The 13,602-nt window shown below is 71.3% G+C and carries 17 protein-coding genes; 3 read left to right on the top strand and 14 right to left on the bottom strand.

Annotated features, from left to right (window positions below):
* Positions 1-70: 70 nt before the first annotated feature.
* Positions 71-523: a transposase gene (locus tag ACLQ3K_RS09930; RefSeq protein ID WP_425998917.1), complete on the top strand. Its 453-nt coding sequence runs from the start codon at positions 71-73 to the stop codon at positions 521-523.
* 97 nt (positions 524-620) lie between these two features.
* Here the strand turns inward: ACLQ3K_RS09930 and ACLQ3K_RS09925 are convergent, their stop codons facing one another.
* The 7 genes from ACLQ3K_RS09925 to ACLQ3K_RS09895 all read right to left on the bottom strand — a co-directional run bounded on the left by ACLQ3K_RS09925 (position 621) and on the right by ACLQ3K_RS09895 (position 5,114).
* Positions 621-788 carry a hypothetical protein gene (locus tag ACLQ3K_RS09925; protein WP_425998915.1) on the bottom strand — a complete coding sequence of 56 codons (168 nt, stop codon included), beginning with the start codon at positions 786-788 and terminating at the stop codon, positions 621-623.
* Between the two features lie 30 nt (positions 789-818).
* A complete protein-coding gene (locus ACLQ3K_RS09920) occupies positions 819-1,127 on the bottom strand; it encodes a hypothetical protein (RefSeq protein WP_425998913.1) in 309 nt (102 codons plus the stop codon).
* Positions 1,124-1,735, bottom strand: coding sequence for a hypothetical protein (locus ACLQ3K_RS09915; RefSeq protein WP_425998911.1), 612 nt, complete (start codon positions 1,733-1,735; stop codon positions 1,124-1,126). Before ACLQ3K_RS09915 ends, ACLQ3K_RS09920 begins: the two co-directional genes overlap by 4 nt.
* Positions 1,735-2,301, bottom strand: coding sequence for a hypothetical protein (locus ACLQ3K_RS09910; RefSeq protein WP_425998909.1), 567 nt, complete (start codon positions 2,299-2,301; stop codon positions 1,735-1,737). Before ACLQ3K_RS09910 ends, ACLQ3K_RS09915 begins: the two co-directional genes overlap by 1 nt.
* A gap of 50 nt (positions 2,302-2,351) precedes the next feature.
* Positions 2,352-3,038, bottom strand: coding sequence for an ABC transporter ATP-binding protein (locus ACLQ3K_RS09905; protein WP_425998907.1), 687 nt, complete (start codon positions 3,036-3,038; stop codon positions 2,352-2,354).
* A gap of 61 nt (positions 3,039-3,099) precedes the next feature.
* Entirely contained in the window at positions 3,100-4,077 is a 978-nt protein-coding gene (locus ACLQ3K_RS09900) for a FecCD family ABC transporter permease (protein WP_425998995.1), read from the bottom strand.
* A gap of 104 nt (positions 4,078-4,181) precedes the next feature.
* Positions 4,182-5,114, bottom strand: coding sequence for an ABC transporter substrate-binding protein (locus ACLQ3K_RS09895; protein ID WP_425998905.1), 933 nt, complete (start codon positions 5,112-5,114; stop codon positions 4,182-4,184).
* Positions 5,115-5,673: 559 nt separating this feature from the next.
* Here ACLQ3K_RS09895 and ACLQ3K_RS09890 point away from each other — a divergent pair.
* Positions 5,674-6,405: a S8 family serine peptidase gene (locus ACLQ3K_RS09890; RefSeq protein ID WP_425998903.1), complete on the top strand. Its 732-nt coding sequence runs from the start codon at positions 5,674-5,676 to the stop codon at positions 6,403-6,405.
* A gap of 3 nt (positions 6,406-6,408) precedes the next feature.
* On the opposite strand, the gene eccB is transcribed toward ACLQ3K_RS09890, so the two are convergent.
* Entirely contained in the window at positions 6,409-7,827 is a 1,419-nt protein-coding gene (eccB, locus tag ACLQ3K_RS09885; RefSeq protein WP_425998901.1) for a type VII secretion protein EccB, read from the bottom strand.
* Positions 7,828-7,957: 130 nt separating this feature from the next.
* Here eccB and ACLQ3K_RS09880 point away from each other — a divergent pair, with 130 nt between their 5' ends.
* Positions 7,958-9,409 (top strand): type VII secretion protein EccE, encoded by a 1,452-nt coding sequence (locus ACLQ3K_RS09880; RefSeq protein WP_425998899.1) that lies wholly within the window; start codon positions 7,958-7,960, stop codon positions 9,407-9,409.
* Between the two features lie 66 nt (positions 9,410-9,475).
* Here ACLQ3K_RS09880 and ACLQ3K_RS09875 read toward each other — a convergent pair whose 3' ends face one another.
* From ACLQ3K_RS09875 to ACLQ3K_RS09850, 6 genes are all read right to left on the bottom strand, one after another.
* On the bottom strand, positions 9,476-9,769 hold the full coding sequence (locus ACLQ3K_RS09875) for a WXG100 family type VII secretion target (RefSeq protein WP_224650199.1): 294 nt from the start codon (positions 9,767-9,769) through the stop codon (positions 9,476-9,478).
* Between the two features lie 32 nt (positions 9,770-9,801).
* Positions 9,802-10,101 carry a WXG100 family type VII secretion target gene (locus ACLQ3K_RS09870; protein WP_224650197.1) on the bottom strand — a complete coding sequence of 100 codons (300 nt, stop codon included), beginning with the start codon at positions 10,099-10,101 and terminating at the stop codon, positions 9,802-9,804.
* 69 nt (positions 10,102-10,170) lie between these two features.
* Positions 10,171-10,893, bottom strand: coding sequence for an ESX secretion-associated protein EspG (locus ACLQ3K_RS09865; RefSeq protein ID WP_224650195.1), 723 nt, complete (start codon positions 10,891-10,893; stop codon positions 10,171-10,173).
* On the bottom strand, positions 10,890-11,846 hold the full coding sequence (locus ACLQ3K_RS09860) for a PPE domain-containing protein (protein ID WP_425998896.1): 957 nt from the start codon (positions 11,844-11,846) through the stop codon (positions 10,890-10,892). Before ACLQ3K_RS09860 ends, ACLQ3K_RS09865 begins: the two co-directional genes overlap by 4 nt.
* Before the next feature lie 2 nt (positions 11,847-11,848).
* Entirely contained in the window at positions 11,849-12,139 is a 291-nt protein-coding gene (locus ACLQ3K_RS09855) for a PE domain-containing protein (RefSeq protein ID WP_425998894.1), read from the bottom strand.
* Positions 12,140-12,228: 89 nt separating this feature from the next.
* Positions 12,229-13,602 (bottom strand): WXG100 family type VII secretion target, encoded by a 1,374-nt coding sequence (locus ACLQ3K_RS09850; RefSeq protein ID WP_425998892.1) that lies wholly within the window; start codon positions 13,600-13,602, stop codon positions 12,229-12,231.

Below are 13,602 nucleotides of genomic sequence, written 5' to 3'. Positions count from 1 at the left end.
GAACTCGGGGGCGGATTCGTATTGAATCGGCCTGGCCTCTGTTCCGTTCTTCAATCAAGGGTGGAACACGATGAATCAGAAATATTCACCCGAGATGCGTGAGCGTGCGCTGCGGATGCTCGATGAGGCCAAGCCGGATCATCCCAACCTCATGACCGCCGTCCGTCATGTCGCAGGTCTGCTCGGGATGAGCGCGGAGACGTTGCGGGTGTGGCATCGCCGCCGCGAGGTCGATGCTGGCCAGCGGCCCGGGGTGCCGAGCGACGTCGCCGAGGAGAACGCGCGGCTGCGTCGCGCGGTCGCCGAGTTGCGGCGCGCCAACGAGATCCTCAAGGCGTTCTTGTCCAGCACCGCGCCCGGCCGCAGATCCGCCCCCGCGGAGAACACGGTGCCCTGCCCCCGTCAGCACGATGACGAAGACCCGTTGGCTTCCGCACGGTCGAACGCCGTCTCCAGGCCGTCCATGATCTCGGGGTTGAGAGTTCCGCGCTTCGGGGCGCTGGAACTCCACGACGGCGATTGAATCCGCCCATCGAGATGCGGCGGGACATCTTCGCATCTGGGGGCGGCGAGTACGCCACCGGGATCGTGGTCCGGCTCCGGTAACTCGGTATCCGGGACTATAGCAGTTCGTATACTTCACTAGTACCGGCTCGGAGCAGTCGCTGCGTCATCTCCCGCTTCAAGTCGGTCAGGTGTTCCTCCTGCTCAGGTGTGCGGTTCGTGGTCGCGCCGAGCGCGATGAACTCCTCCGTCACGAAACCCGCATCGCGAAGCCGCACCGTCACCGACGACCCTCGGTAGTCGAACGCCCACACTTAGTGCGCGAGCGTTGGTCCCCGCTCCGGCGCACCGAGCGCACGATCCACTGTGAACCGCCCATCCGTCACGGCGCGCAGCGCCATCTCGATCGCATCACGTCCTTCCGGCCCGGGAAAGGCGGTGCGCACATGGACCTCTCGCCGCTGCACCGGATCGAACAGGGCCAGCCCCTCGATCATCGCCCGGTAAGCGTGCGCGACGCCACCGGGAAATGTACTCCCGTGGTACTTCATCAGGTCGGCGAAGCCGATCTCCAATGCGGTGCCGCCCTCGTATACCGTCAGTAGGTGCGGATCGGCGATCATCGGGTGGCCCAGTACAGCGTCGAATAGAGCAGTTGCGTCGCGCCCGGCATGAAACCGGATCCGTGGTGGTAAACCGGGTCCATGGTAGTCACGAGGAGCCGGCCACCGCGCGCCTCGTCGACCAGCAACACCGAACCGTCCTGACCGCCCTCCGGGGTCTCGAGATCAACCAAGCTGACCGCGCCCGAGGGCAGCGAGAGGACCCCGTGGTAGTGCCAGATCAGGGCACGGTCGGTGAGGAACTCGCGCGCCGGGTGCGTCGGGTTACGCAGCCGCAGCCGGTGGTCCTCACCGGTCCGCCACCACCAGAAGACGGTGGGTCGCCGCTGTTCGGTGATGCCGGGTATCCACTCGCCGACGCTGTTCTCGCCGAAGACCAGTACCGTAGCGCCGCGTTCGAGACGATCGAGGATCGGTTCGTGCCACCGCGCCAGCAGATCCGGACGCAACCTGTCCGAGACCACCACGACATCGGCGTCGCGCAGGTCTTCGCAGTCCGCAGTGCGGATGTGCAGCGGCCGGATCCGATAGGGGGCGAGGGCGGGATCGTCCAGAGTCGCCAGCTGGGAATGACTGCCGCCGTGCAGCATCACGATGTCGGCCCTCATCAGTTCTCACCCCGCAGCCATTGGACCAATTGCGTGCGCAGCGCTGCGGTACCGCGATCGTCGGAGGCGAACTGCAGCAGATCGTTTCCACCGTGGACGAGTACTCGCCCCGTCCCCAGCGGGTACTCGTAGTCGATCGGCGCGGCCGTCGGGCCGATGGTGTGGATCACCGTCGAACCCGGGGGCAGGTGCAGGTAGCAGCCACGGCCGTAGAATCCGGCCACACCGATCTCTGCCAGTTCACTCATCGGCACCGGACCCGATCGGCCCGTGCTGTACAGCAGCACTTCCGGCGCGATACCCCGCCAGACCGGATGCTCCGACACGCGCGCCAGCACCAGATCTGAGGGGTTCCTGAAGACGAGCTTCCGCCATCGAACGAGACCTTCGAGGAAGGGGCGCTGCACGTGACCGTTCACCATGACCCGGCCGCCCTGCATCACATCGGTCGAGAGCGCATCCCGGTTCTCCACCAGGAACTCCTGGTCGACATCGCCCGTGAGGTACACGCCGGTCACGTTTTCACCGAGCAGATCCGGCAAGTCGTAGACGTCCACCTCGCGCATCGCGCCGGTACTGCCTCCCGGTGTCCTCGCCATCGTCGCTCGCAGAACGGTCATCGCACACCGCGCCCGAAGTCGGGAACCGCGAGTCGCCTGGTCCCGCTATGGGTAGCGACATCGGCGGCGACGATCGGCACGCCGTACAGGTCGGAGAGCACGTCACCGGTCAGTAACTCCCTTGTGTCCCCGACCAACTGCTGATCCGGACCGACCATCAACATCGACCGCTCGGCGATGTGCAGAGCATGGTCCGGATGGTGCGTGGTCATCACGACCGACATGCCCTCGTCAGCGAGATCACGGAGCACCGCCAAGACACGCGATTGGTTCCGCAGGTCGAGTGCGGAAGCGGGCTCATCGAGCACGATCGTGTCGCACTCGGAGACGAGCGCCCGAGCGATCAGGACCAATTGCCGCTCACCGCCGCTGAGTCCAGCGTAACCGCGCTCCGCGAGGTGGAGCGCGCCGACGCGCCCCAGTGACTCGCGCGCCGCGACCCGGTCCGCCGCGCGCGGACTCTCGTACACCCGCACTCGTCGGGCGCGCCCCATCAGAACGATGTCGAAGGCCGTGAACGAGAACACCGCGGAATGACCCTGCGGCACATAGCCGACCGGGCCCGACGTCTCGACGGTCCCCGAGCCGGGACGAGGAATGCCTGCCATCGTCTTGAGCACCGTCGTCTTGCCACGCGCGTTTGGCCCTAGAATCGCGAGCACCTGCCCCTGTTCGGCGCGCACCGTCAGATCCGTGAAGACCCACGGACGGCGCGAGGAGTATCTAAAGGAGACTTCCGCAAGGTCAAGCATCCACCGACCCCCACAACCGCTTGCGGTTGGTGATCAACAGCCCGACGAAGAACGGCGCACCGATGATAGCGGTGAGGATACCGATAGGGATCTCAGCGGGACTGATCGTCCGCGAAAGAGTGTCGATCACCACCAGATACGCCGCACCGACCAGTGCACTGATCGGCAGCACCCGCCGATTGTCCATCCCCACGACCATTCGGACCAGGTGCGGAACGACCAGGCCGACCCAGGACACGACACCCGCCACCGAGACCGCCCCGGCGGTCACCAACGCCACGCACAACAGCAGGACCATCCGGATGCGTTCGGGCCGCACTCCGATCGCCATCGCGTCCTCGTCGCCCATGGAGAGGATGTTCACTCGCCACCGCAGCGCGAGCATGATCGCCACCGCCGGAAGGACGGGCACCGCCGCAATGACAACCTTGCCGAACGAGGCGGTCGCCAGAGAACCCATGAGCCAGAAGATGATCGTCGGCAGATCCTGATACGGATCGGCGATGTAGGTGATGAACGAGACCATCGCCTGAAACATCGCACCGACGACCGTACCGCCCAGAATGATCATCAGCAACGGTGCCCCTGGCACCGTGCGCGCGATCGCGAGGACGAGCACCAGTGCCGCGATCCCGCCGAAGAACGCGCCGCTGACCAACGCGAAACTCCCGAGACCGAAGAGCAGAGTGAGTACGCCACCGAACGCGGCGCCCGAGGACACACCTAGTATCTGCGCGCTGGCAAGGGGATTCCGGAAGACCGCCTGCATCACGGCTCCAGTCATCGACAGTCCCGCTCCGATGAGCATCGCGAGCAGTACCCGCGGTAGGCGAACGTCGAGCACGACCGATTCCTCCTTCGCGTACCACGTACGTTCCAGGGGGAATACCTGTCCGAGCAGCATCCGGACGATCTCGTTGGGTGGAACGGAGTACCGGCCGACGGCGAGGGCGACAACCGCGACGACCACCAACAGTGCGACGAACGCAGCGATCAGCAGGGACTCCCGTCCGACACCGCGTCGACGCGGGGTCGGGGTTCGGGCAGCCCCCTCCCCCCGCCGAGGTACGGACCTCAGCGGAAGAACTGGTCATAGTCCGCGGAGTCCTTGTTCAAGTCCAACCGAAGGACCTGGTCGATCTCCTCGTCGGTGATCCGGTAGCCGTAGAGGCTGTCGAAAGCCGCCCGGACCTTCTCCCGAAGCACGCCGTCCTTGCTATTGGGGTACAGGATCCGGTTCATCCACTGCCACATCAACGGCAACTCCATGCTGGGCACCTGCCAGCGGTAGGCCCCCAGCGGGGTCTTGTAGACCCGCTTATCCCGCACCGCCGCGATGTTCGCGAATCGTGGGTCGGCGTAAACGTCCGCGGGTACCGACTTGTCGAAGCCGCTGAGCATGATCACCTCGGGATCCCAGGCAACGATTTGCTCCGGGCTGACCTGCAGACTGTCCGAGGACAGCCCCTTGGTCACCAGATCAGCACCGACCAAGGGGAATTGGAATCCGTCGTAGCCGGTCGGCGATGTCGTACTGAACGCCTCACCGGTCTTGGACAGGATCATCGCTCGTGGCCGATGCCCGGTCTGAGTCGCGACGGCGCTCCGCAGCGATGCGAGTTCGGAGTGCCACTGCACCAGTTCCTTGCCCCGATCGGGTTTGCCGGCGATCTCGGAGAACAGCCGGATCCAGGTCTCGAGATCCTCCTGCGTCCCGTATCGCAGCCCGATAACCGGATAGCCGGCGGTCTCGATGGGCTGGGTGACACCCTCGCCGCGGTCTCCCCACTGGATCACGACATCGGGATCGAGCTTGGTGACGGTCTCGACGCTCGGTACGAAATCGCTTCCGGCGATCACAGCGGTGCTGGTCGAGGGCGGGAAGATCTTCGCGAACATACCGCCCTGGTTGGCCACCAGCGTCGACTGATTGATACCTACGGCGCGATCGTAACTGCGGTCGACTGCAGCAAAGATGGACGGTGCCGGGATGACGGCGAAGGCCACCTTCTTCGCCGCACCGTTGAGCGTGACCCTCTTGCCGCGCTGATCCTCGACGGTGATGGAGTGACCGGATTGCGTCGTGTCGTCGACCGCCTCCCGGGACTAACAACCGCTCACGGCGCCAGTCCCAACGCGGCGATTCGCCGTGGAGCTGTCATCCTCGGTGCCCGCACCCGAGCGCCCTGAATCATCATGTAGTTTTGCCAACTTTCTTGCTGCAGCGGCCTCGATCAGGTTAGGCTCACCTCAATTGAGAATCAAGACATACTTCGCGAAGAGCTGTAGACCCGACAAAGGCAGGCGTCACGAACGGCCCCAGCAGAAGAGTGACCAGAAACTATGAATCGCCCTGGCGAGTCCGGAGACTCTAGGAGCTTGACCCGGTTTCCCGGACAGTTGAGGTGACAGGTTCAGGCTACTCGTGAAGCGCCAAGGAGGGCTTCGTAGTGGAGCGACATCCTGGCCGTCCGCACCAATGGCGCGCCACGCTGGCCGCACCTCACGGCGACGAGTCGCGGGCCGAATGAGGTGCTGTTTGTAACTTGTCACTAACGTGACCACCATGGCCTACGCCGTGGTGCGCGCGGTCGACCTGGGCGCCACGGTCGTCAACATCTCCGAAGTGGCCTGCGCCGGTTCGGCGTCCGCGCTCGGCGACGATGCTCTCGGCCGGGCCGTGCGCTTCGCCGCGGACCGGAACGTCGTGGTGGTCGCGGCCGCCGGCAACGTCTCCTCGGGCAGCGCCTGCGCCGAGCAGAACGCGAATCCGGCTGCGCCGGTGACGATCGCCTCGCCGGCGCGGTTCGCCGACCAGGTGATCGCGGTGGGCGCGACGGAGCCGGACGGCCGGGCCGCCGAGTTCTCGCTCGCCGGGCCGTGGGTCACCGTCGCCGCACCGGGCACGGACGTGACGACGCTCGAGCCGCGCGGCGCGGGCCTCGCGAACGCGCAGGTGACCCGCGAGGGAACCACGCCCCTCGCCGGCACCAGCTACTCAGCGCCGTACGTGGCCGGGGTGGCCGCCCTGGTCCGGGCGCGGTTCCCACAGCTGACGGCGGCGCAGGTGCGCAATCGGATCCTGGCGACCTCGCGGCGGTCCGCGGGGATGGGCGGCGCGGGGATCGTCGATCCCGTGGCCGCGGTGTCGGCAGTGCTGCCCGGCGAGGCTCCCGCGCCGGGCCGGCTGGAGGTGTCCGCCGCGCCGGCGCCGGACACGCGTCCGCGGACGTACGCCCTCGCCGGGGTCGCGCTCCTGGCTGTGGCCGCGGTCGCGGCGTGCCTGGCACGCCGCTGAGACTCAGCGGTCGACGGTGACCGGCGTGCCGTCGCGGGTCACCGCGGCGGCGGCGCGGGTGAGGTCGGGACCCGCGGGAATCGCCGCCAGCACGGACCAGGCCACCGGTCGCGGCTTGTGCTGCAGACCGAGGATCTGGGCCGTCGCCGCGTTCGGGATCCCGTACCGCACTCCCGAGTCCGAGACGTAGAACAGCCCGTCCCGGCGCTCGCCGCCGGGTTCGGCCGCCACCACGTACTCGCCCGAGCCGGACGGGATGGACGCGAAGTCGAGGGCGTCCCCGGCACCGTCGGCACCGGCCAGCGCGACGGGCTCGCCCGGGCCGGGCGCGGCCCGGAAGGTTCGCAGTTCGACGGTGCCGCCGCCCGCGCCGTCGGTCGACGCGGCCGCGCAGATCACGGGAGCGTCGCGCACGGTCCGCACCACGGGGCGGCGATCGGGCAGATCACCGACCGGTACGGCGCGCCGGGTGGCCGCCGCGGCCACGACGGACGCCGACACCGTCCCGATCGCGGTGCCCGCGGGGTCGCCGGCGCGGATCAGGTCGGCGGCCCACGTGCCGACGGGCTGCACGCCGTCGGCGAGGACGACGTACAGGCGGTCGCGGTCGGTGTCGGAGACGCGCACGACGTCGCCGACGCGGGACCCGCTCACCGCGTTCGACGGCTGGCCGCGACCCGGGATCTGCGGCACCGCGATGGCATCGATCGTCTCGAAGGCGTTGAGCAGGGGCGCGCTGATCGCGCGGGCCGCGGCGCCGTCGATCCCGGCGAGCCTGCGCACCACCGGATCCGACGGGTTCACCGGCGCGCGCACGCCCCGGAACAGCAGGAAGTGATCGTCGTCGCGGCGGACGAGCACGGCGCCGTCGTCCGCGGTCCCGGCGTCGACCGAGGAGACCATCGTGTCGAGTCCGTCCCGCGCGGTGGGCCGGTCCGACGGCGCCGGCCGCGTGCGGTCGCACAACAGCCACGGCGCGGCCCCCTCGGTCCACGCCGCGACGGGCCCCAGGATCTGCGCCGGCGCGCCGACGATGCCCACCTCGGGGCCGCGACGGAAGTCACTGAGCCGCTTGTCCTTCACCGACGTCGGCTGCGCGGCCTCGCCGACGACGAGGCGCGCAGAGGCGAGCCCGGTGACCGGGTGGAGCACGTCCTCGACTCGGACGTACAGCGCGCCGGACTCCTTGGCCAGCACGATCTTCGCGTCGCCCACGGCGCCCTGCGGCCGCAGCAGGGCGAGCACGCCGCAGCCGCCGGTGATCACGAGCGCGAGGACCAGTCCGACGATGAGCGAGCGCGACTGCGACGCCATCGGATCGGAGATCATGCGCGGATCCCGGCGCAGCAGCGCGTGGTCCATCCGCCGCAGGATGAACCGGTACCCGCTGACCTGTGCGCGCGTGGTCAACTGCTTCCGCATGACGCCCTCCCCCAAGGTGCGTGTCGGCCGCTTCCCCCGAAGCGGCCCTACAGGCCCTCAGATTACGGTACTTTCGGCGCACAGCAGCACGTTTCGGGGGAGACGGCGCTCTTTCTGGGGGAGACGGAACATGGAACAGGCGACTGGATCGACCGGACTCGTCGCGCCCGGGCGCTGGCACCGCGCGGCGTGGCCGTCCAGCGGCTCCGTCCTTCTCGCGGAGGCCGCCGCGGCCGCCGCGGGACTGGGTACCGCCGCCCTGGGCGGGCCGCACTGGGCGGCCGCCACTGCGGCGCTGACGGTCGGCGCGGGAGCCCTCGTCCGGGTGCGCGGGACGTCGGGCGCGGAGTACGCGGCGGACCGGCTCCGAGTGCGTGCCACCGCTGGCGCGCTCGTCGAGGCGGCGCCGTATCCGGGCGGCGGCGAGATCGGGGTCCGCCGCGCCGAGCGCCGGCTGACCGCGTTCGTGCGGCTCGCGCCGCCCGCCCCGCAGCTCGTGCCGATGCTGCGGCGGGAGGACCCAGCGATCCCATTGCGCCTGCTGGCCGACCTGCTCCGGCACGCGGATACCCCGCTGGCGCGGATCGACCTGCTCCTCGCGGGCGGGCGGGTTCCGGGGGAGCCTCCGGCTCCGCGGATGCGCTACCAGCAGCTCCTCGGCCCACTGCACCGCTGGGCCGGGTCGGACGTGCTGGTCGCGGTGACGATCGATCCCGGCGACTGCTCGGCGGCGTGCGCGCGGCGGGGCGGCGGACCGTCCGGCGAACTGCGGGTCGCCGCACTCGCGGCGCAGCGGACCGTCGACGTGCTGCGCGCACAGGGGATCACCGCGGTCCCGCTGCGTCCCGCGGAGGCCGCCGGTGTCGACCCCGAGGCGCCGGCCGGCTCGGTCCCGTGCGATCCCGAGGCGCTCGCGCAGGGCGACCTCGGGCCCCTGTTCTCCGTCGATGCACCCGGTCGCGCTGCCATCTCGGTGCGTGCGGGCCGGTCGGGCGGGGTCCGGGTGGGAGCGTGGCGATCCGCCGACGGCGCGACGGAGGCCGGACGGCGCGGCGATCACGAGGCCACCGGCCCGCAGGACGCGCTCGGGGCCGTGCACGTCCCGCTCGGCGGCTGCGGCCAGATCCTCGGCTCGGACGCGACCGGAGGGCCGGTCGCGGCGCGTCTGCACGGCCGGGGCGTGCGCACCGTCTGGGCCGCCGTGGCCGACGATCCGGCGCGTCAGCTCGTGGAACGGGCCGTCGCCACCGGTGCGCGGGTGCTCATCGTGACGGGCCGGCCGGCGATGTGGCAGCCGCTCGTGAACTGGGTGGGATCGCCTCGCCACCTGTGGATCTCCGGCTGGCGCTACCCGCAGCAGCTCGCGGAGCTCGGCCCCGCCGACTACACGGTGACGGTGCTCGACGGAACCGCCGCGGGACTGACCCCGGGCGCGGTGGAGCCCTCGGGAACGGTGTGGCGGATCGAGCAGGCCGGGATCTCTCCCGTGACCGAGGCCGACGTCGTCCTCAGCCAGCCCCTGCCGGGGATGCTCACCGTGCGCACCGACGGTGGCGCGGCGACGCTGCGGCTCGTCGCGTAGCGCGCGGAAGACGAGCGGGCCCGGCAGCCGGAAGGCTGCCGGGCCCGCTCGCGCACGGTGGTGCGGCTACTGCCAGCCCGCCGCGGCCTTGGAGTTGGTCTGCTGCATGGACACCACGGCGTTCTCGGCCGCGGTCTTGACCCGCGTCAGCAGGTCGTTGATGTCCTCGAAGCCGGTGTTCCACCGCGTCTGCACCGCCTGGTAGGCGGTCGCGGACTCGGGGTCCTCCCACGCGGTCGCGAACTTGTTCTGTTCGGTGCGGATCGCGTCGGCCTGCTGAATCAGCACGGTGGTGCGCTGCGCGATGTCGTCCAGCGCGCCCCGGATGGTGGCGTAGTCGTAGCGGATCATGTCGCTCATGCTTGTAGTCCCCCTATGTCTTTCGGATGCGGTCAGAGGCTGAGTGCCGTGATGGTGGAGGTGCTCTCCTCCTCCTGCGCGCGGTAGCTCGCGGTGTTGCCCGAGAGCATCGTGCTGATGTCGACGAGCGCGGTGTTCACCTTCGCCGCGCTCTCGTCCCACCGCGCCATCACGCCGAGGAAGGCGACCTGTGCCGCACCGGCCCACACCCCCTGCGTCGCCTCCACGTCACCGCGCAGCTGGCTCAGGGTCGCCTTCATCTGCGCCCCCAAGTCGTCCAGCGTGTCGGCGCCGGTCTTCATCGCCGCGAGTTCGGCCTTGGTCCCTGCCATGTCACAACTCCTCCCGCCGGACGTGCCGGCACCGTCGGCCCGCACCCGGATGGTGCGCGCCGTCCCCGGTCACGGCGTCCAGCCGCCCCCCGGAAGTTCTTCGCAGGCGCGCCGCAGCGCCCTGCCGATGCGGTGCGCGCTGCCCTCGGCGACGGAGATCCACGCCCCCGCGCCCGGCTCGCTCGCCGTCCGCACCACGACCCGCCCGGTGGGCGAGTCGATGACCGCGACCACCGCCGCACAGCGGTGATCGCCCGCGTGCACCGTGAATTCGACGCTGCGTTGCGAGCGCGCGAAGACCCGCCCGATCAGCCGCGCCGCATCCGCGTCGACCCCGATCGCGCGCAGCGCGGCGCCGATCTCCCCCGCGTCGCCCGCCCGCAGCGCCGCCCGCCCGGCCTCTGCCGGAAAGGACGCCGCAACAGCGGGATCCGCGGGAGCACCCGGCCCCAGGACCGGCGCGACGAGCGTCGCCAGCCGATCCGCGGAGCCGTCGCAGTGCGGCAGGTCGACTGTGGCGGTGCCCGCCGCGCGCACCACTCGCGCGGTGAGGTGGCCCGACCTGGCCAGGCACAGCCGGGTGAACAGCGCGCCCGTGGCGCGGGCCTCGATCCGCACCTGCGGCGCGGCGAGCACGCCCAGGGCGGTGGACTCGTCGGCGTCGAGCTCGGCCTGGGGCGCCGCGTCTGCGACGGGAGCGACTGCGCGCCGCGGGTCGGGCGGCGTCCACAGCACCGGCGGCACCTCGGTGCCGAACCGCGCGCTGAGCGCGGCCACCGCGTGCGCGGTCACGGCTCCTCCACCATGGACTCGCCGTGGGCGCCGAGCACCGCGGGCGCGGCGTGGACCACGAAAGCGTCGGCCTCGTCGTCGATCCCCTCGGACGGCACCGCGCCCGTCGGCTGCGCCGCGTGCTTCGCCGCGGCCGCGGCGCCGGCCGCGCCCATCATTCCGGCGGGCATCATCGGGATACCGCGGCCGGCGGGCGACGTGGTGTTCGACGTCGACGCGGGCGTCGTTCCGGCGCCACCCTGGTCGCGCTGCACCGCTCCGATCGGGAATGCTCCGAGCGCCGGCGCCGGCACCCCGACCCCGCCTCCGCCCGCGCCACGACCCGTGCCCGAACCTCCGCCAGTTCCCTTGTCCTTCGGCGGCTTGGTCCGCGCGCCCGGCACCTTCGGGGGTGCGGCGAACTCCCACGGCGCGCGCAGCGGTTCCGCGGCCCGCTCGAAGCCCGCCATGACCGCCGCGGCGGTGCCGTGCGCCTGCTGCTCGACGCGCTCGGAATCCGCGGCGGCACCGACCAGGGCTGCGACCGCGGGTTCGGCGCCGCCCGCCGCCGCAGCGGCCTGAGCGTTCTCGCGGTCCGTGCGGATCCGGGCGGCGTCCGCGACCGACGGCATCGCACGGGCCGCGGTCTCGTACGCCGCGCCCTGCCCGGCGAGCTTGGCCGCGTACTCCGCGAGATCCGCGGCGTGCCGGGCGAGCCATCGCGCGTACTCCGGCAGCGGGCCGGTGCGACGCACGTCGGACTCCTCACGACCCAGGTCCACCGCGCCGTCGAGCCGGACCACGAGTCGGTCGAGCTGGATGGCGGCCGTGCCGTACGCCGACGCGAGACGGGCGGTCTCCTGCGCGGCGGTGGTGAGCGGCTGTGCGCCCGCCCCGCCCAGCAAGTCGCCCGCGAGCCGCTCCGTGGTGCGGGCGGCCCAGTCGACGCCGGTGAAACCCGGATCGCGGAGCATGCTCAGACCACCAGGCCGAGGGTGGTGCCGAGCTCCGCATCGCCGCGCTGCACGGTGGTGACGTGCCGCGACACCGCCTCGCCGAGGCGCCGCAGATCCGCGACCGCGGTCTCCGCTGCGCGGAGCTGGTTCTCCCCCATGCACTGCGCCGTACGGGCCACCGTCTGCGAGACCTCGTCCCGGCCCGTGGCGGCCGGTGCGGCGTGCGCCTCGAAGCGCTTCTGCGCGCCGCGCACGTCCTCCACGATCCGCTCGATGCCGCGGGCGATCTCCCGCGCCTCCTGCGGATCCATGCTCAGCTTGCTACCGGACACGATGTGCACTCCCCCCGAAGTAGTCCCTTATCCATTAGACGCACCGGCTCCCGGTACGGTTCCGCCTCTCAGAGACGAAGTTCCACGTCCGGCTCGTCGTACTGCTCCGCCGGTAGCGCGTCGCCCACCACCTGCGGGCCGACCAGCGGCAGATCACCGAGCACGCTCTCCCCGTTGTCGCTGGTGACGAGGTAGTCGGGCACGGCGTGGTCGCCGGCCGACGCTCCGCGCGCGCCCGCCGCTCCCGCGGCACCCATCGGCATCATCGGAGCTGCCATGCCCCCGCGCGACACGACGTCCGACGACGCCGGCACGGTCCGGGCACCACCCTCCACCAGCGGGGTGCGGGCCGCGGGCGCGGCGGACTGCGGCTGCGACAACGTGGCCGCGGCGCCGACGCCGGAACCGAGCCCGCCGACGCCGACGCCGCCCGTGCCGGAGCCGCCCCCGCCGGTGCCGCCGCCCGTGAGCGTCGCCGCGGACGGGAAGTCGTCCGTGGCGGTCGTTTCCGTGCTCGTCGCGGCGTCGTCCTCGGTCTCCGTCGCGGATTCCGCGAGCCCGCTCAGGGCCTCGCCCGCGGAGGTCGCGACGCCGACGGCGGTCTTCACCGCGCCGGACACCGTGTCGGTCGCGAGCTTGCCGACGGCCGTCACCGCCCCCGTCGCGGCGGAGACGACGCCGGGAATGATCGAGGCGGCGGCCTGCGCGGCCGCGGTGGCCGCCGTCGTGGGCGGGGTGGCGACCGGCACCTTGCGGCCGGCGGCCCCCACCTGCGCGCTGAGCCCGGAGAGCTGACTCTTGGTGCGCGCCACGACCTCCGTCGCGTGGGCCAGGTGCTCCTGCGCTGCCGCGACGGCGGCGGCCTGCCCCGGCGGGAGCCACAGCGACGGGCCGAGCGCCGAGATCACCGCCATGAAGGAATCGATGATCGCCTGCAGCTCGGCCTCGCCGGTGCCGACGACGGTCGCGGCCTCGCCGACCGCGGTCGACAGCTCGGCACCCTGCTCCGCCACCAGCCCCGTGCCGGTCGCGGCCTCGACGCCCTTGCCCGTCGCGGCCGTGGCGGCGGGCCCCTGCCACACCGACGACAGCTGGCTGATCGCCTGCATCCCCATCGAGGCTCCCTGTTCCAGAGCCTTCGACGCGCCGGACAGCGCCGCCGACGGATCGAGCCCCTCGAAGCTGCCCGAGCCGAACGTCGACAGCAGGTCCGTCATCGGCTTGACCAGGCCCGCGACGTCGAAGCCGGGGACCTGCGGGGCCTCGGGCACGCCCTTGGGCGCCGCCGGAAGGTCCTGCTGCGGCGGCTTGTCCGGCGCCGTGGGCACCGGCGGCAGCCCGAGGGCGGCGAGCACCTCGTTGACGGGCCGGTCCAGGAGCGCGCGGATCGCAGGATCGAGCGCGGTGTCCGGCGCGACCGGCACCCCTACGGGATCGGCCAC

The organism is Tsukamurella sp. DT100 (genome assembly GCF_049844855.1).
Taxonomy (GTDB): domain Bacteria; phylum Actinomycetota; class Actinomycetes; order Mycobacteriales; family Mycobacteriaceae; genus Tsukamurella.
Note: the sequence above shows the minus strand (reverse complement) of the source record. Positions and strands in the feature narration are given on the sequence as shown.